Source organism: Xanthomonas sp. NCPPB 3570 (assembly GCF_056725115.1).
This window is the reverse complement of record NZ_CM161513.1, coordinates 1,055,155-1,070,825: the sequence shown is the minus strand read 5'-3', so window position 1 is coordinate 1,070,825 and position 15,671 is coordinate 1,055,155. Positions and strand designations below refer to the sequence as shown.

Sequence of the window (15,671 nt, the reverse complement as noted above, 5' to 3'; positions counted from 1 at the left end):
GGCTCAGCCTCCCGAGACCGGCGGGATGAACACCACTTCGCTGCCGTCGCGCACCGCCTCGTCCCAGCCGACGAAGGCGCCGTCCACCGCCACCCGCAACCGATCCAGCGGCCAGCGCAAGCCATGGCGGGCATCGAGTTCGGCATACAGCGCGCGCAGGTCCGGCGCATCGGTGTGCACCTGTTCGCGCTCCAGGCCCGCGGCCTCGCGCAGGCTGGCGAAGTACAGCACGCTCACCTCTGCGCTCATGCCACGCTCCCGACGTCGCGCTTGCCGCCACGCTTGCCGACCAGCCGCACCGGGCCGATGGTCATCGCGTGGGTCAGCGCCTTGCACATGTCGTAGACGGTCAGCGCAGCGACGCTGGCGCCGGTCAGCGCCTCCATCTCCACGCCGGTGCGGTGCACGGTGCGCACCGTGCATTCGATGCCCAGCACCTGCGGCGAGCGCCAGTCGATGGCGAAGCGGCAGCCGTCGATCGGCAGCGGATGGCAGAACGGAATCAGTTCGTGGGTGCGCTTGACCGCCATCGTGCCGGCGATCACCGCGGTGTCGACGATGCCGCCCTTGGCGCTGCGCAACGCATCGGCGCGCAATTGCGCGGCCACGGCCGCGGGAAAGCGCACCTGCGCCTCGGCCACCGCCACGCGCGCGGTGGCGGTCTTGGCGGAGACGTCGACCATGGTCGGCAGCCCCTGCGGGTCCAGGTGGGTCAGCGCCGGCGCGGCGGCGCGCGCGGACGTGGCGGAGGTCTTCTTGGTCATGGACTGCGCTGCCGCTCCCACGGCGCGATCTTCAGGCGCCGCCGGGGATCGGCGTGCCCTGGTGGAACAGCATGCGCCATCGGCCGTCGCGATACTGCCAAAGCGAACTGCGCAGCGCCTGCCGCGGCGGCTCGCCACCGCCGCTGCGCTCGCTGCGATAGCGCAGTTGCGCCAACGCGGGGGCCAGCAGTTGCGCGTCGATGTCGAAGGCGCGGTAGCGGAATTCACCAGACTCCATCTCCAACGCCTGCAGCACCGCCAGCTTATCGAAGCGGCGACCGGAGGCGCCGAACTCGACGAAGGCGTCGTCGAGCAGTTCGGCCACGCGCTCGGCCGAGGCGCGCACTGCCGGCTCCAGCAATTCCAGCTCCAGCGCGACCAGCGCACGTTGCACTGCGGCGTCCATCGCTCAACCGCCGATCAGGAACATTTCGACGTGCTTGCCGCGCGTGGCCGGCGCCGCGCCACGCAATTCGCTGTAGCGGTCGTCGCGGCGCTCCCACAGCGCACGCACGCGCTCGGCCAATGCCTCCTCGCCGCCGGCCAGCGCCGGCCGCAGGTCGGTGCCCTCTCCCGCGAACAGGCAGGTGTAGAGATGGCCGTCGGCCGAGACCCGGGCGCGGTGGCAGTCGCCACAGAACGGCGCGCTGACCGAAGTGACGAAGCCGATCTCGCCGCCGCCATCGGCGAACGCGTAGCGCGCGGCGACCTCGCCGGCATAGTGCGGCGCCAGCGCCTGCAGCGGCCAGCGCGCGGCGATGCGGTCGCGCAACTCGGCGGCCGGCACCACCCGCTCGCGACGCCAGGCATTGCAGGTGCCCACGTCCATGTATTCGATGAAGCGCAGCACGTGGCCGCTGCCGCGAAAATGCGCCAGCAAGGGCAGCACCTGGTCGTCGTTGATGCCGCGCTGGACCACGCAGTTGAGCTTGACCGGCCCCAGCCCGGCCGCGACTGCCGCGTCGATGCCTTCCAGCACCTGCGCGATCTCGCCGCGGCCGCCGGAAAGTTGCCGGAACACCGCTGGCTCGATCGCATCCAGGCTGACCGTGACCCGACGCAGCCCGGCCTCGCGCAAGGCCTGGGCGTGCCGCGCCAGCAGCGCGCCGTTGGTGGTCATGGCCAGATCGTCCACGCCGGGAATGCGCGCCAGCCGCCGCACCAGCTCCGGCAGATCGCGGCGCAGCAGCGGTTCGCCACCGGTCAGGCGCAGCTTGTTGACGCCGTTGCGGACGAAGGCACGCGCCACCGTCTCCAGTTGCGCGAACGACAGCCGCGATGCGGCGTCGAAGCCGTAATCGTCCGGCACCTTGTCGGCCGGCATGCAGTAGCCGCAGCGGAAGTTGCAGGCCTCGATCACCGACAGGCGCAGGTCGCGCAACGGCCGCCCACGCCGGTCCGCCGCCGTCGCCGACGCGAACGGCGGGCGCGGCAGCGCGTTCATCCCGCCGGGACCTGCGGCGCGCGCGGGGCGGACAGCGCCACGCGCTCGCCCGGCCGCGCCACGCGGTGGCCGCGTGCGCGCAGGGCCTCGGCATCGTCGTCGCTGGCGTAGTGGTAGAGCATGGTCCGTTGCAGCAGCTCGGCGGGGTATTCCCGCTCCAGGTCGTCGACCCCAGTATGCGACGGGTTGCCGTGAAGACCGCAGTCGTGGGCCACCAGTTCGCCGTCGTCGGCATACCGGTTCAGCATTTCCGGGATCGGCCGGGTATCCCCGCTCCACACCAGTGCGCCCTGCAGGCGCAGGCCGTAGGCAGTCTCCGGCCAGTGGTGACGCACCGGGAACACCTCCAGGCGCACGCCCTCGTGCCAGAACGCATTGCCCACCACGATCAGCTGGAACGCATCCCAGAAGTTGGCGCCGCCCTCGGCCAGCACGTTCGGATAGTCGGCCACGCGGCGGTGCAGCAGCGGCACCACCGTGGCCGGCACATACAGCCGCACCTTGCCGCGGCGCGCGGAGAAATAGCTGTCCACGAACAGCCGCTCGAAGCCGGCGACGTGGTCCAGATGCACGTGGGTGACGAACAGCGCCTGCGGCATCGCGCCGTAGTGCGCCTGGTAGGCGGTCAGGCCCTCGCCGCCGCAGTCGATGGTCAGCCACGGCCGGCCATCGCGCTCGATGGTGGCCATCGGCGAGCCCAGCGCCACCGCCGAGGCATTGCCCACGCCCTGGAAGCGCAGCGCCCAGTCCGTCATCAGCAGCCGCGCTCCCAGGCCAGATCGTAGGCGCGACGCAGACGCGCGTAGTCCTTCTCCACCGCATCGACGCTGCGCTCGCCGCGCAGTTTCAGCAGCGAACGGCGCAGCCGCTTGAGGTTGCGCTCGCGCCAGCGCGTGGCGGGAATGCGCAGCACGCCGCGGTCGAAATCGATCAGCCAGCCGCGGCCGTTGCCGTCGAACAGGATGTTCTGCGCATTGAGGTCGGCGTGGTCGAGACCGGCGCGATGGAAGCGTGCGATCAGCCGCCCCGCCTCCTCCCACGGCGCGCCGCGGCCGGCCAGATGCGCGCGATCGGCCAGCGAGCGTACGCCCTCCAGCCGCTCCATCAGGATCGCCGCGCGATAGCGCAGCCCCTGGCGCAGATAGCAGGCCGCCAACGGCCGCGGCACCGGCAGCTTGCGCGCGATCAGCGCGCGCATCAGCCGGAACTCGGCGAAGCTGCGGGTGCGGTCGGCGCCGGTCCACAGGTAGCGGTCGCGCACCAGCTTGGCGACCAGCCCGCCGCGGCGGTACTGGCGCAGCACGCAACTGCCGAACGGCGCATCGACGAACCAGGCACCACCGCGGCCGCCGGCATCCACCGGGCGCGCACGTTCGCCCCAGGCGGCGGCGGAGAACAGCGCCGGTTCGGCTTGCCGCAGTCGTTCGCGGTCGAACAGAATGGCCCCGTAGCCGCGGCCCTCGCGGTACGGCGTCAGCGCTTCGGTGGCGTCGAATACAACCATCCAGCGAGTCTAACAACACCATGCCGGCAACGCTCCCTTCGTTGTGCCTGTTGCGCCTGTCGGCGCTGGGGGACGTGACCCACGTGGTGCCGCTGGTGCGGACCCTGCAGCGCGCCTGGCCGCAGGGGCCGGCACTGCACTGGATCATCGACAAGGCCGGGCACAGGTTGCTGGACGGCCTGCCGGGCGTGGTGTTCCACCCCTACGACAAGCGCAGCGGCGTGGCCGGCATGCGCGCCTTGCGCCGCGAACTGCCTGCCCATGGCTTCGATGCGCTGCTGCAGATGCAGGTGGCGCTGCGCGCCAACGTGCTGTCGGCGTTCGTGCCGGCGCGCCGGCGCATCGGCTACGACCGCAGCCGCTCCAAGGATCTGCACGGTCTGTTCGTCAACGAGCGCATCCCCGACCGCCCCGGCATCCACGTGCTGGAGGCGATCGGCAGCTTCTGCGAGCCGCTGGGCCTGCGCCAGACCGAGGTGCGCTGGGACCTGCCGGTGCCCGACGACGCCCATGCCTGGGCGCGCGCGCAATGGCCCGAGGACGGCCGGCCGGCGCTGCTGATCTCGCCCTGCTCCAGCCACCAGCGTCGCAACTGGTATGCCGAGCGCTACGCCGCGGTGGCCGACCATGCCGCCGCGCAGGACTGGCGGGTGGTGCTGTGCGGCGGCCGCAGCGAGCTGGAGCGCAGCACCGCCGATGCTATCGTCGCCGCGGCGCGCACGCCGGTGCTCGACCTGGTCGGCCGCGACACGCTCAAGCAACTGCCGGCGCTGCTGCAACGGGCGGCGCTGGTCATGACACCCGACTCCGGCCCCATGCACATCGCCAACGCCATGGGGACCAAGGTGCTGGGCCTGCATGCGGCCAGCAACCCGCGCCGCAGCGGCCCGTATTCGGATATCCGCTACTGCGTGGACAAGTACGACGCGGCTGCGCGCAAATACCTTGGCAAGCCGGCCGCGCAGTTGAAGTGGGGCAGCAAGATCGAATTCGACGGCGTGATGGAACTGATCGGCGTGGACGATGCGATTGCCGCATTCGAGCGCTACCGCGCCGACCACGGCCACTGAGGCCGGTTGCGGCGGCGCTGGCATCGCTCTACCATCCGCCGCGCGTCCTGCCGCCGACCGGCCTGCAGGAGCCGCCGTAAGCGTTTACGTCAATCAACGCGCCAACTGCGCCGGATCCGTCCGGGGCTGTTTCCCGCCCGGGCCTGGCAGGCCGCTGGCGGGTGGCGCCTTCGATCGACCGGCTTACGGAGAGTCCGCAATGTCACGTTCCCCGCTGTTTTCCCGCAAGCTGTCCCCGCGCCACGCCGCCTGGGTGACCCCGCTGCTGCTGTCGGTGCTGATGACCTGCATCGTCTCGATGATCAGCACCCTGCGCAGCGTCGGCTTGGCGCCCGGCGTCGGCACGCTCTGGCTCGGCGCCTGGGCGCTGTCCTGGCTGGTCGCCTTCCCCACCCTGCTGCTGGTCCTGCCGCTGGTGCGGCGCCTGACCGGACTGGTGGTCGCAAGCGGCTGAAGGTGGTCCGGTGCCCGGGAGACGGCAACGCCTCCCGGACACCACCGCCCTTACGCCGAGGCGTTGCGGTAGTCCTGGTAGGACTTCTCTTCCACGTAGCTGGAGCCCAGCGCCAGGTTGATTTCCTTCTTGAGCCGCGCGCGTTCGTCGTTTTCGTAGTACACGCTGCGCGCCAGCTTGATGAATTCCTCGTCGAAGGCCTGCGCCTTCTCCTTGATCCGGATCTCGTCCTCGATTACCCACAGGCGCTCGTTGACCGCCTTCAGCTCCGCGCGCAGGCGCGCCACGTCGCCACCGGCGGCCGGATGCGCCATCCAGGTCTTTTCCAGCGCCGACAGTTCCGCGTGCACGTTGGCAAGCTTGCCAGGATCCTCAATGCGCTCGGACTTGATCTGCAGGATGGCGATCTTGTCGAGCAGTTCGCCGAAGGACACGGGCACCAGGATTTCGGACATGGCAGACACCAAAAGCAGAAGTCGCGCCAGTGTAGCGGCTCTGCCTTAAGACGGCGTCGGCGCTGCGTCGCGGCGGCGCGCCCGCCTGGAGCGGAGCACGGACGTCAGCGCGTCGCAGCGACGCCCGCCGGCACGTCCTGGATCAGATCGATCGCATCGTACGCAACGCCCGGACTGAGGAAACCCTGCCCGTGCTGACCGCTGGCGACGCTCAACGTCAGGTCGTTGCTCCCGACCTTCAACGCGGACAACGGGATGACGAAGCGATAGACGGTGTTGTTGCCGCGATAGGTTCCGACCGTCAGCGTGCGCGAGGTCGGTTGCGGCGACGCCGTAGGAACCGCCGCCTGCCACCCGCCGATCGCGGGCACCGGGCGCCCATGAAACGCGGCGGTGGTGATGCCGATGCGCAACGTCGGCGGCGCCGCCGGCAGGCGCTTGAGCACGAAGCGCACGTGCAGCGCGTTGTTCACGTCCTGCCATTGATACGCAGGAAAGTCCTGCGCCGCTGACGACGCATCGACCGTGAACGGCGCGGTCCGCCAGTTCGCCATGCGCACGTCCGACGGGTGCATGGTCGTCACCTTGTCGCCATTCAAGAACTCGCGCGGCGAGCCGTCCCAGCGCCCGATCCGCCACAACGCCGGCACGGCGTCCGGATCGTCGGCGCGCAGCGTCCCGGTGGCCACGGCACGGCCTGCCGCCACGGTGGCCTCGCCCTGCGCGACGGCCAGTTCGTTCTTGTAGAGCGTCACCCGGTAGGCGCCGGGCAGCATGCCGCTGCGTTCGAAACGCCCGTCCGCGCCGACGCCGGTCCAGTACTGCGCCTGCGCCGAGGCGAAACCCACCGTGTAGGCAAAGGCGGGATCGAGGCCGCGTGCCGTACCGGCCACCGCGCCGCGCGCCGCCGGCGGCACGTAACCGTCCAGGCCCGCACCGGCGAACCAGCCGGTATCGACCGGCCCCGGCGGCGCACCATCGGTGAAGACCAGCGTATAGGCATCGAGGACGCCGGTGCGGAACGGCTCGGTCTGGCCTTCGCCGTAATTGACGATGTAGGTCAGTTCCTGGTCGACGGTGCCCTGGTCCAGCAGACTGCGGTAGAACGGGCCGCCGGAGCCGCCCTCGTTGTCGTCGCGCACCATCCACATCCCGACATGCGCACCGGTCGCGCCGAAGTAGCGCCAGTCGAGCAGCCGCATGTTGGAGTAGTGTTTCGAGCGGGTCTGCCCGTCCGGGCGGGCGAACACATCGTGCGCCTCGATAGTCCGGTCGGTCCCGTGCAGGTTCGCGGGTTCGGGGCCATGCGGGAGCAGCGCCCAGGGCACGCGCACGACGAAGCGCAGCAGCCCGGGCTTCGGTTCGCTGCCGAAGCGGTCGGCCATGTAGATGCGCGGCTCGCCGCGCCGGGCCAGGTAGTAATGGACCAGATCGCCCGAGCGCACCGTCACCCGGATCGTGTCGGCATCGAGCTGTCGCGCCTCGACCGCGACCGGCCCGGCATCCGCGTAGAGGCCGGCGAAACCCGAGTTGACGTGGCTGTCCTTGGCCGGATCCTGGTACTCGACGCCATGCCAGCGCAGCGAACACAGGCCGCCCGCGCTCTGCAATCCACTGCGGCCGGCGATGCGCCGCACGGCAAAGGTCAACCCCGCGCCCGTGTCGACGACATAGGCATCCGGGCGTTCGCTGAGCCCGAACCCTGCCGCGCGCGCGGACGCCGGGGCGTCCGGCAGCGGCGCCGCAGCGCCGCGCTGAGCCGTGGCGCCGACCGCGACAAACAGCAGGATGCACATCGTGATGAAGGAGGAACACCGACGCGATCCTGGGCGCCGGCCTGCGCTCGCCGTTTTCATCGCCTGTGCGCGCTGCAACGCCGTGGTGACGCCGGGACATGCGTCGGCATGTCGACCCGCACGCTCGAAGCCAACCCGACTGTCCATTGCGCCAATGCCGAAACCAGGGGGCGACAGCATGCGAACACGACCGCTGGACGATGGATGAACCGGGAGAACGGGCTTGTCCAGCGCAGAATGGGAGCGCCTGCGACGCGACGGCATCCAGGCCCGACGACGCACCGCATCGGCGGGCCAGGCGGTCGCATTACCCGTGGCGAGGCAGGATCGGTCCAAGCGGCGAACGCAACGGGAGGCACGCCACGCGCAGGGCTTTGGTGATTGCTCGTGCGACAGGGCGGCCCGATGCCCAACATGCGGTTTACCGCCGCCCACGAACCGTTGAGGAATCATCTCGAAGCGGAAACACGGGGTTGATCGCGGACACCGCCAAGCGCGGTTGTCATCGCCAGCGGCGGTTGCCTGCGCGGCGCGGGGCATGCCCCTGGAGACGCGGCCTCGCGGATGCGCGAGACGCAAGAACTGGCGGGAAGGGGGGGATTCGAACCCCCGAGGCGCTATAAACGCCTGCCTGATTTCGAGTCAGGTACATTCAACCACTCTGCCACCTTCCCGGGTGGTCCCCGGCGGACCGGGGGCGTGCATCATACGGTTCCCGCCGCGCGCGGACAAGCGGCCCGGCGCGGAGGCCCCGCAAGCGCCCGGCGGCGCGGGGCGATGAACCCCGCCTGCTTGGCGCCGCGCGCGGCGATTGCCTGATCCGCGCGCGACCGCGATGATGCCCGTCGACCCCAGAAAACACCCGCCGGCCGCAGGCGCACAATGATCGAATTCGGACACCTCACCCACGTCGGCCTGCGCCGCGACCTCAACGAGGACACCTACTACGGCGACCACGAACTGGGGCTGTGGCTGGTGGCCGACGGCATGGGCGGCCACGCCTGCGGCGAGGTCGCCAGCGCCCTTGCGCGCGAGGCCATCGTCCGTGAAGTGCGCGGCGGCACCGCGCTGGCGCAGGCCATCCGCATCGCCGACGAGGAGATCATCCGCGCCTCGCAGCGCCGCAACGATACCCTGCCGATGGGCACCACGGTGGTGGCCGCGCGGGTGCAGGGCAACCGCTTCGAGGTCGCCTGGGTCGGCGACAGCCGCGCCTATCTGTGGCGCGACGGCAAGCTGGCCCAGCTCAGCCAGGACCACAGCTACGTGCAGGAACTGATCGCGCAGGGCGCGCTCACCGCCGAGCAGGCCCGCGCCCATCCGCACCGCAACGTGGTCACCCAGGCGCTGGGCGTCACCGATCCCCAGCACCTCAACGTGGCCACGATGACCGGCGAACTGCGCCCGGGCATGCGCCTGCTGTTGTGCAGCGACGGGCTGACCGAGGAAGTGGACGATGCCGGCCTGGCCAGCGCGCTGGGCCACGACGACTGCAGCGCGCAGGAGTGCGTGGACATGCTGGTCGCCGCCGCGCTCGACGAAGGCGGCTCGGACAACATCACCGCGATCCTGGTGCGCTGTCACTGAATTCGGTGCGGCGCGGCGGCGGCTCCGGCCGGCCGCGCAAACGACGTCAGGGCACCGCTGGGCATCTGCATTCTTCACGCCCAAGCCGGCCAGGCTGCCCTGTAGGAGCGGCTTCAGCCGCGATGGGGCCTTCCCGGGGACGCCCCATCGCGGCTGAAGCCGCTCCTACAACACTCCCGCCGTCATTCGAGGCGCCCTTCAACCGGCCACCGCGTCCGCCACGACCGGCTCGGCCTCGTCCCACAACGCGCGGCCGGCCTTCTTGCGCAGCTTCTCCAGCCGCGCCTGGTGCGCTTCCAGTTCCGAGGCCGTCGGCAACACCCGCGGCCGCGGCAGCAGCATGGTCATGTCGAATGCCGGACCCTGCGCCGCCGCATGCGCGGCGCCGTCCTCGGCCAGGGCGAAGCCGATCTCCTCCTGACCGGAGGTCAGCGCGATGTACACGTCGCTGAGGATCTGCGCATCGAGCAGCGCGCCGTGCAGTTGCCGGTGCGAGTTGTCCACGCCCAGCCGCTTGCACAGCGCGTCCAGCGAATTGCGCTGGCCGGGGAAGCGCTCGCGCGCGAGCAGCAAGGTGTCGATCACCGTGGCGCGGTCGAGGATGCGGCCGTAGGACTCGCCCAGCCGCGACAGTTCGTAATCCAGAAAGCCCAGGTCGAACGAGGCGTTGTGGATGATCAGCTCGGCGCCGTCGATGAACTCCAGGAATTCGTCGACCACCTCGTGGAATTCCGGCTTGTCGGCAAGGAAATCCAGCGTCAGGCCGGTGACTTCCTGCGCGCCGGGTTCGAAATCGCAGTCCGGGCGCAGGTAGCGATGGAAGTTGCGCCCGCTGGGGCGGCGTTCGAGCAGTTCCACCGCGCCAATTTCGACGACGCGGTTGCCCTTCTTCCATTCCAGGCCGGTGGTTTCGGTATCGAGGATGATCTGACGCATGGGACTCGCAGCGGAAAAGGGAGACGGGATCAAGGCGCGACCACGGCGCCACCGGCGCGCACGTGCAGGGCCTGGTTGCGCGCCAGCTGGTCGACCCGCTCGTTGTCCGGATCGCCGTTGTGGCCCTTGACCCAGCGCCAGTCGATCGTATGCCGCTGCGCCGCGGCGTGCAGCCGCTCCCACAGATCACGGTTCTTGACCGGATCGCCGCCAGCGGTCTTCCACTGCCGCCGCACCCAACCCGGCATCCATTCGGTGATGCCCTGGCGCACGTACTGCGAGTCGGTGTGCAGCACGATCTGGCAGGGCTCGTTGAGCGTCTCCAGGGCCATGATCGCGGCCATCAGTTCCATGCGGTTGTTGGTGGTGTGCGCCTCGGCGCCGGCCACCTCGCGCTCCAGCCCCTTGTAGCGCAGCAGCGCTGCCCAGCCGCCGGGGCCGGGATTACCGAGGCAGGCGCCATCGGTATGGATGTCGACAGTCTTCATGAAACTCCGTGTTCAGATCGAAGCGACCGAGCCGCGCCAGCGGACCGGCGCGCGCAGCGGAATGGGGCCGATGCCGGCGGCGGTGCGTTTTTCCGCCTGCAGCATGCAGACCGCGCGCAGCGGCGCGGTGGAGGTGGCTGGGCCGACGCCACCGCGGGTCGGCCACACCGGCCCGAGATAGCGCAACTGCTCCACGCAGGGCAGGCCGACCTGTTCCAGCAGGCCGCGCCAACTGCCGGGCGGGCGCGCCACCAGGCCCTGGCGGCGCCAGCGCAGCCGGTACGGGCTCATCGCGTTGAGCGCGAACAGCCACACGCGGCCGCCCGGCATCAGGATGCGCTCGCATTCCTCCAGCAGCTCCGCCGCGTCGGCGGCGAGCACGTGCTGCAGGACGATGGCGTTGACGCTCTCCGACGGCAGCGGCAGCGGCAGCGTGCACACCAGGTCGCCGGCATAGCCGCGCGGGCTGCGGTGCAGGCGCACGCCCCGCCCCGGCAGCTCGCGCCCGGGAGGCGGCAGCGGCACCGGCGCCAGCCACAGCCAGGGCTGCGCGGGGCGCTTGAGCAGGGCGTCGAGGATCAGCGGCTGCTCGGCCTGGAGCAGCGCCTGCGCCCCGGCCGTATCAAACCAGGATGAGACGTTGGCTTGACGAGGGAGCGACACGGCAGGCATGGTGCCAATTCTATGCGACTGATCGCCCTGCCCGCATTCCAGGATAACTACATCTGGGCGATCGCCACGGACGACGGGCGTGCATTGCTGGTCGATCCCGGCCAGGCCGAACCGGTCCTGGAGGCCGCTGCACAAGGCCTGCAGCCGGCCGCCATCCTGCTCACCCACCATCACGACGACCATATCGGCGGCGTGGCGGCGCTGCGCGAACGCTGGCCGGACATCCCGGTGTACGCGCCGGACGACCCGCGGATCGCTGGATTTTCGTGCGAGCGGGTCGGCGACGGCGATGTCATAAAGGTGCTGGACTGGCAGTTCGATACCCTGTCCGTCCCCGGCCACACCCGCTCGCACCTGGCCTATGTCGGCCACGGTCACCTGTTCAGCGGCGATACGCTGTTCAGCCTGGGCTGTGGGCGCATGTTCGAAGGTACGCCCTCCCAGATGTTGGGTTCGCTGCAGCGCCTGTCCGCCCTCCCGGGGCAGACGCTGGTCTGCTACGGACACGAATACACCTTGGCCAATGCGGCATTCGCCGTCACGGTCGATCCCACCAACGCTGCCCTGCGGCAGCGCCATCAGGAAGCCCAGGCCATGCGTCACGCTGCCCGCCCCACCGTTCCCGTCACCCTCGCCAGCGAACTGGCGACCAATCCGTTCCTGCGCACCGCCTCGGCGGCGATCCAGCAGGCGATCGGCGCCCGGCTCGGCCGGGGGGTGTCCGACGAAGTGGAAGTCTTCGCCGAATTGAGGCGCTGGAAAGACGATTTCCGCGCATGAGGGCGCTGGCGTTGACGGCGGCGCTGACGCTGGCGATGGCGTCGGCGGCGCCCCCCGCGGCGGCCGCGACCCCGCTTGCGGCCGCACTCGAGCAGACCGTAGCCGGCCTGAACGGCCTGCCGACGGATGCGGCGGCGCTGCCGCCGCCCACCACCCGTAACGGGCACGACATCCTCGCCCGCTTCCGCGACGGCCTGGCCGACGCGCGTTGCGACGCCGGCGCCACCGATGCGCGCTGGCAGCAGCAGTTCTCGCGCGCCCCCTCGCGCCTGGCCGACGAGGACGAGGACGTACTGCCGCTGTTCGGCTACGTGGTCGACGAACTGCGCGCGGCCAACCTGCCGACCGAGTTCGCGCTGATCCCGTTCGTGGAAAGCGGCTACCGCCCGGCCGCGCGCAACAGCGGCGGCCCCGCCGGCCTGTGGCAGTTCATCCCCGGCACCGCGCGCAACCACGACGTTCCGCTGGAGAACGGCTACGACGGCCGTCTGTCCGCGGTCGACTCCACCCGCGCCGCGGTGCGCTACTTGAAGACCCTGCACGGCATGTTCGGCGGCGACTGGCGCCTGGCGATCATGGCCTACAACGCCGGCGAGTACCGCGTGCTGCAGTCGATGCGCCGCGCCGGCATGAACGCGCAGAACGCGCAGCCGGACAAGCTGCCCGGGCTGTCCTCGGTCACTTATGCCTACGTCGAGAAGCTGCACGCGCTGGCCTGCGTGCTGGAACAGGCGCAGACCCGCGACGAATGGATGGCCTCGCTGGACCGCGACGTGCCGATTCTGCAGGCGCAGACCCTGCCCGCTGGCATGGCGCTGGACGAGTGGGCCCGGCGCCAGGCGCTGCAGGGCAACCAGCTCGCCCGGCTGAATCCGGCCCTGGGCAACGGCCGCGGCGCCAAGCGCGCACTGCCGGTGCTGGCGCCACGCAGCGTGGGCGGCCCCGTGCTGGCCCAGCAGGACACCGCACCGCCCACCCAGGACGACGCTCCGGTTGTCGCCACCGTGGCCAGCGCCGACGACAGCCCCGCGCCGAGCCGCGCCACCCGCGCTGGCACACGCTCCCGCCATACCCACACCGTGCGCGACGGCGACACCGCCTGGAATATCGCCAAGCGCTATGGCATCACCGTGCAGGCGCTGCTGATGAAGAACGGCCTGTCCGCGCGCAGCGTGCTGCGTCCTGGCATGGTGCTGAGCTACGAGGACTGAGCGCTCCCGCTTCGGCGGGACGACGTCCGGAACACGCTGCAACGCCCGAGGACATGCAGCCGCGTCGCGGGAATGACCACGACCCGAGCGGCGCCTGACACGACGCGAACCTCTGCGAGCCTGGCGCCTCACCGCGCACAGCACCTGCGGCAACGGGCGCATTGCCCGACGGGCAGGACGCTTTGCCTTGATCACAGCCAGCTTGCACAGCGCCTCGGGCCAAGCGATGGCGGCCGCTGCCGCCCTTCGTGCCCACCCAACCTGCCAGCCGGCGCACGTCCGGTGCTTGCGCGCACGTTGCCGCACCGCTGTGCGCGGCAAGACGCACACGTTGATGCCACTCTGAAACGCAACAGGCCCGGCAATGCCGGGCCTGTTGCGTGACAGCACGTATCGACGGCGCCGCTGCTACAGCTGCGACTCCTGCACGCTGATCTTGAAGTGCTTGCGCATCGCATCGACGTAGGCCTTGGCATCGGCCTCGCCTTCGATGCGCGCCAGCTGCTGCTGGAACATCGTCTGCTGCTCGGCCGGCACCTTGCTCAGATCGCCCGGCGTCACCTTGGTGACCACGAACAGCGCATAGCGCTTGCCCACCGTGCCCGGCGCGGCAGGCAGCTCGACCTTGCCTACCGAGGGCTTGCCGTCGGCCGGCTGCGGCGCGCTGAAGATCGCCTGGCTGGCCTGTGCGCTCGGCATCGGCACGTTGCGCGGCAGCCCGGGCATCGGGTTGATCTGCAGCTTTTCCGGGCCAGCCAAGGCCTGCAGCGTTTCGCCCTTGCGCAGGCGCGCCAGCAGCGCGTCGGCCTTGGCGGCGGCGGCCTTGGCGGTGCGATCGGCATGCACCGCGGCGACGACCTGCTCGTGCACCTTGGCCAGCGGCTGGATCTGCTCCGGCTGGTGCTGGGTCACGCGGATCAGCACGCTGTGGTTCGGCCCCAGGTTGATCGGGTCGCTGACCGTGCCGTCCTGCACCAGGGTGTCGGAGAACGCAGCGCGCAACACCGCCGGCTGCGCAGCGATGCCGCTGGCGTTTGCGCGCGAGAACGGCCCCAGCGTCTGCACCGGCAAGCCCACTTCCTTCGCTGCCGAGGCCAGCGCGGTCGGGTTCTTGTAGACCAGGTCCACCAGCTTGCCGCTCAGGTCGCTGAAGGCCTTCTCGCTGTCGGCCTTCAGTTGCTCGCTGGCGAGCTGGTCGCGCACCTGCTCGAACGACTTGCCTTCGCCGCCCTTGACCTGGCGCAGCTGGATCACGTGATAGCCGAACTCGCTCTTGATCGGGCCGACGATCTCGCCGGGCTTCATCGCGAACAGCGCGTCCTCGAACGGCTTCACCATCACGCCCTTCTCCACCCAGCCCAGGTCGCCGCCGGCGTTCTTGGAACCGGGATCGTCGGAGTTGGCGCGAGCCAGCGCGGCGAAATCGGCGCCGGGCTGCCTGGCTTCGGCCGCCAGCTTGGCGGCCTTGGCCTCGGCCGCCTTCTGCGAGGCCGCATCCTTGCCGGCGCTGATCAGGATGTGCGAGGCCAGCCGCTGGTCGGGCTCGACGAAGCGCGCCTTCTCGTCGTCGTAGCGCTTGCGCAGCGTCGCCTCGTCGGCCGGCTTGGCCGGCGGCAGGCTGGCCGCATTGAGGTCGACGTACTCGATCGTCACGGTTTCCGGCTGCTTGAAGTCGGACTTGTGCGAGTCGTACCACTGCTGCACCTGCGCGTCGCTGACCGGCGCGGTGTCGGCCGGCATCTCCGGCAACAGCGCCATCTCCACGTCGCGGGTTTCGCCCAACATCTTCAGCAGGCGATCGGTCTCCTGCTTGGTGGCGAACGCGGATTCGGCGATGCCCGACGGAATCACCGACTGCTGCAGCGCATCGCGCACCAACTGCTGGAACATGGTCGGCGTGCGCGGCGGCGTGCCCGAGGCCAGGGCCAGGCGGTAGCGCTCCGGATCGAACTTGCCGTCGTTCTGGAACGCAGGCATGGAGCTGATGTAATCGCGCACCGCGGCATCGCCGATGACCACGCCGGCACGCTCGGCCGACAACTTCGCCACCTGCTCGTCGATCAGTTGATCGAGCAGCTTGCGCTTGTTGTCGATGCTTTCGAACGCACGCGGATCGAAGTTCTCGCCCTGCTGCTCGCGCGCCTGGATGCGCGCCTGCTCGAAGCGGGTACGGAACTGCTCCGTGCTCACTTCGTGGTGCTGCCACAGCAGCGACACCGGCCACCACGACGGCGCCGACGACCACCACGACGGCGGCGCCTGCACCTTGGCGACATTGTTGGCACCGACGCCACCGAGGTAGCTGTTGTCGATGACGAACAGGAACGGAATCATCAACAGACCGATGATCGCGGTGGCGATCCAGCCCGAGGTCTTTTCGCGAAGTTTCTGCAGCATTGGGAACCGACGGCCTATTGGCGAGCCGCGCAGTTTAACCCGCTTCACGCCTTGCGGCAGAACCGGCCGCCCGGCAACCCGCGCCGCTCATGCGCCGCGGCGGCAATCGGGGG

General features: G+C 70.2%; 17 protein-coding genes and 1 tRNA gene. 5 read left to right on the top strand and 13 right to left on the bottom strand.

Annotation, left to right across the window (positions count from 1 at the left end; translation table 11 throughout):
• Nucleotides 1–3 precede the first annotated feature (3 nt).
• Genes AC1PLR_RS04790 through AC1PLR_RS04765 form a run of 6 tightly spaced genes read right to left on the bottom strand, consistent with a single transcriptional unit; the run spans nt 4 to nt 3,712 of the window.
• Complete coding sequence (locus AC1PLR_RS04790; protein WP_481100018.1) at nt 4–249, bottom strand: MoaD/ThiS family protein; 246 nt, start codon at nt 247–249, stop codon at nt 4–6.
• Entirely contained in the window at nt 246–764 is a 519-nt protein-coding gene (gene moaC / locus AC1PLR_RS04785) for a cyclic pyranopterin monophosphate synthase MoaC (RefSeq protein ID WP_371181183.1), read from the bottom strand. The genes AC1PLR_RS04790 and moaC overlap by 4 nt, the downstream gene beginning before the upstream one ends.
• A 31-nt stretch (nt 765–795) precedes the next feature.
• Nucleotides 796–1,170, bottom strand: coding sequence for a nuclear transport factor 2 family protein (locus AC1PLR_RS04780; protein ID WP_481102823.1), 375 nt, complete (start codon nt 1,168–1,170; stop codon nt 796–798).
• 3 nt (nt 1,171–1,173) lie between these two features.
• Nucleotides 1,174–2,208 (bottom strand): GTP 3',8-cyclase MoaA, encoded by a 1,035-nt coding sequence (gene moaA / locus AC1PLR_RS04775; protein WP_481102822.1) that lies wholly within the window; start codon nt 2,206–2,208, stop codon nt 1,174–1,176.
• Nucleotides 2,205–2,963: an MBL fold metallo-hydrolase gene (locus tag AC1PLR_RS04770; protein WP_481100015.1), complete on the bottom strand. Its 759-nt coding sequence runs from the start codon at nt 2,961–2,963 to the stop codon at nt 2,205–2,207. Before AC1PLR_RS04770 ends, moaA begins: the two co-directional genes overlap by 4 nt.
• Nucleotides 2,963–3,712 carry a 3-deoxy-D-manno-octulosonic acid kinase gene (locus AC1PLR_RS04765; protein WP_481102821.1) on the bottom strand — a complete coding sequence of 250 codons (750 nt, stop codon included), beginning with the start codon at nt 3,710–3,712 and terminating at the stop codon, nt 2,963–2,965. The genes AC1PLR_RS04770 and AC1PLR_RS04765 overlap by 1 nt, the downstream gene beginning before the upstream one ends.
• 20 nt (nt 3,713–3,732) lie before the next feature.
• Between AC1PLR_RS04765 and AC1PLR_RS04760 the strand changes: the two genes are divergently transcribed.
• Nucleotides 3,733–4,782: a glycosyltransferase family 9 protein gene (locus AC1PLR_RS04760; RefSeq protein ID WP_481102820.1), complete on the top strand. Its 1,050-nt coding sequence runs from the start codon at nt 3,733–3,735 to the stop codon at nt 4,780–4,782.
• A gap of 199 nt (nt 4,783–4,981) precedes the next feature.
• Nucleotides 4,982–5,236, top strand: coding sequence for a DUF2798 domain-containing protein (locus tag AC1PLR_RS04755; protein WP_481102819.1), 255 nt, complete (start codon nt 4,982–4,984; stop codon nt 5,234–5,236).
• Nucleotides 5,237–5,286: 50 nt separating this feature from the next.
• Here AC1PLR_RS04755 and AC1PLR_RS04750 read toward each other — a convergent pair whose 3' ends face one another.
• The 3 genes from AC1PLR_RS04750 to AC1PLR_RS04740 all read right to left on the bottom strand — a co-directional run bounded on the left by AC1PLR_RS04750 (nt 5,287) and on the right by AC1PLR_RS04740 (nt 8,161).
• On the bottom strand, nt 5,287–5,691 hold the full coding sequence (locus AC1PLR_RS04750; protein WP_481100013.1) for a DUF6165 family protein: 405 nt from the start codon (nt 5,689–5,691) through the stop codon (nt 5,287–5,289).
• Nucleotides 5,692–5,795: 104 nt separating this feature from the next.
• Nucleotides 5,796–7,667: a rhamnogalacturonan lyase B N-terminal domain-containing protein gene (locus AC1PLR_RS04745; protein WP_481102818.1), complete on the bottom strand. Its 1,872-nt coding sequence runs from the start codon at nt 7,665–7,667 to the stop codon at nt 5,796–5,798.
• A 403-nt stretch (nt 7,668–8,070) separates the two neighbouring features.
• Nucleotides 8,071–8,161, bottom strand: a tRNA-Ser gene (locus tag AC1PLR_RS04740).
• Between the two features lie 208 nt (nt 8,162–8,369).
• Between AC1PLR_RS04740 and AC1PLR_RS04735 the strand changes: the two genes are divergently transcribed.
• Nucleotides 8,370–9,074 carry a PP2C family protein-serine/threonine phosphatase gene (locus AC1PLR_RS04735; protein WP_048490132.1) on the top strand — a complete coding sequence of 235 codons (705 nt, stop codon included), beginning with the start codon at nt 8,370–8,372 and terminating at the stop codon, nt 9,072–9,074.
• A 198-nt stretch (nt 9,075–9,272) separates the two neighbouring features.
• On the opposite strand, the gene dnaQ is transcribed toward AC1PLR_RS04735, so the two are convergent.
• Genes dnaQ through AC1PLR_RS04720 form a run of 3 tightly spaced genes read right to left on the bottom strand, consistent with a single transcriptional unit; the run spans nt 9,273 to nt 11,170 of the window.
• Nucleotides 9,273–10,010 (bottom strand): DNA polymerase III subunit epsilon, encoded by a 738-nt coding sequence (gene dnaQ / locus AC1PLR_RS04730; RefSeq protein ID WP_420009050.1) that lies wholly within the window; start codon nt 10,008–10,010, stop codon nt 9,273–9,275.
• A 29-nt stretch (nt 10,011–10,039) separates the two neighbouring features.
• Nucleotides 10,040–10,498 carry a ribonuclease HI gene (gene rnhA, locus AC1PLR_RS04725; RefSeq protein WP_010341132.1) on the bottom strand — a complete coding sequence of 153 codons (459 nt, stop codon included), beginning with the start codon at nt 10,496–10,498 and terminating at the stop codon, nt 10,040–10,042.
• A 12-nt stretch (nt 10,499–10,510) separates the two neighbouring features.
• Entirely contained in the window at nt 10,511–11,170 is a 660-nt protein-coding gene (locus AC1PLR_RS04720) for a hypothetical protein (protein WP_481102817.1), read from the bottom strand.
• Nucleotides 11,171–11,182: 12 nt separating this feature from the next.
• Here AC1PLR_RS04720 and gloB point away from each other — a divergent pair, with 12 nt between their 5' ends.
• Together gloB and AC1PLR_RS04710 are read left to right on the top strand one after the other, a co-directional pair.
• Nucleotides 11,183–11,950, top strand: coding sequence for a hydroxyacylglutathione hydrolase (gene gloB / locus AC1PLR_RS04715; protein ID WP_481102816.1), 768 nt, complete (start codon nt 11,183–11,185; stop codon nt 11,948–11,950).
• Nucleotides 11,947–13,161 (top strand): lytic transglycosylase domain-containing protein, encoded by a 1,215-nt coding sequence (locus tag AC1PLR_RS04710; protein WP_481102815.1) that lies wholly within the window; start codon nt 11,947–11,949, stop codon nt 13,159–13,161. The genes gloB and AC1PLR_RS04710 overlap by 4 nt, the downstream gene beginning before the upstream one ends.
• Nucleotides 13,162–13,569: 408 nt before the next feature.
• On the opposite strand, the gene AC1PLR_RS04705 is transcribed toward AC1PLR_RS04710, so the two are convergent.
• Nucleotides 13,570–15,558 carry a peptidylprolyl isomerase gene (locus AC1PLR_RS04705; RefSeq protein WP_481102814.1) on the bottom strand — a complete coding sequence of 663 codons (1,989 nt, stop codon included), beginning with the start codon at nt 15,556–15,558 and terminating at the stop codon, nt 13,570–13,572.
• Nucleotides 15,559–15,671: the final 113 nt, after the last annotated feature.

Bases quoted from the DNA above. Each gene is read 5' to 3' on its own strand.
- AC1PLR_RS04790 (WP_481100018.1), bottom strand. From the start codon at position 249: ATGAGCGCAGAGGTGAGCGTGCTGTACTTCGCCAGCCTGCGCGAGGCC.
- moaC (WP_371181183.1), bottom strand. From the start codon at position 764: ATGACCAAGAAGACCTCCGCCACGTCCGCGCGCGCCGCCGCGCCGGCG.
- AC1PLR_RS04780 (WP_481102823.1), bottom strand. From the start codon at position 1,170: ATGGACGCCGCAGTGCAACGTGCGCTGGTCGCGCTGGAGCTGGAATTG.
- moaA (WP_481102822.1), bottom strand. From the start codon at position 2,208: ATGAACGCGCTGCCGCGCCCGCCGTTCGCGTCGGCGACGGCGGCGGAC.
- AC1PLR_RS04770 (WP_481100015.1), bottom strand. From the start codon at position 2,963: ATGACGGACTGGGCGCTGCGCTTCCAGGGCGTGGGCAATGCCTCGGCG.
- AC1PLR_RS04765 (WP_481102821.1), bottom strand. From the start codon at position 3,712: ATGGTTGTATTCGACGCCACCGAAGCGCTGACGCCGTACCGCGAGGGC.
- AC1PLR_RS04760 (WP_481102820.1), top strand. From the start codon at position 3,733: ATGCCGGCAACGCTCCCTTCGTTGTGCCTGTTGCGCCTGTCGGCGCTG.
- AC1PLR_RS04755 (WP_481102819.1), top strand. From the start codon at position 4,982: ATGTCACGTTCCCCGCTGTTTTCCCGCAAGCTGTCCCCGCGCCACGCC.
- AC1PLR_RS04750 (WP_481100013.1), bottom strand. From the start codon at position 5,691: ATGTCCGAAATCCTGGTGCCCGTGTCCTTCGGCGAACTGCTCGACAAG.
- AC1PLR_RS04745 (WP_481102818.1), bottom strand. From the start codon at position 7,667: ATGCTGTCGCCCCCTGGTTTCGGCATTGGCGCAATGGACAGTCGGGTT.
- AC1PLR_RS04735 (WP_048490132.1), top strand. From the start codon at position 8,370: ATGATCGAATTCGGACACCTCACCCACGTCGGCCTGCGCCGCGACCTC.
- dnaQ (WP_420009050.1), bottom strand. From the start codon at position 10,010: ATGCGTCAGATCATCCTCGATACCGAAACCACCGGCCTGGAATGGAAG.
- rnhA (WP_010341132.1), bottom strand. From the start codon at position 10,498: ATGAAGACTGTCGACATCCATACCGATGGCGCCTGCCTCGGTAATCCC.
- AC1PLR_RS04720 (WP_481102817.1), bottom strand. From the start codon at position 11,170: ATGCCTGCCGTGTCGCTCCCTCGTCAAGCCAACGTCTCATCCTGGTTT.
- gloB (WP_481102816.1), top strand. From the start codon at position 11,183: ATGCGACTGATCGCCCTGCCCGCATTCCAGGATAACTACATCTGGGCG.
- AC1PLR_RS04710 (WP_481102815.1), top strand. From the start codon at position 11,947: ATGAGGGCGCTGGCGTTGACGGCGGCGCTGACGCTGGCGATGGCGTCG.
- AC1PLR_RS04705 (WP_481102814.1), bottom strand. From the start codon at position 15,558: ATGCTGCAGAAACTTCGCGAAAAGACCTCGGGCTGGATCGCCACCGCG.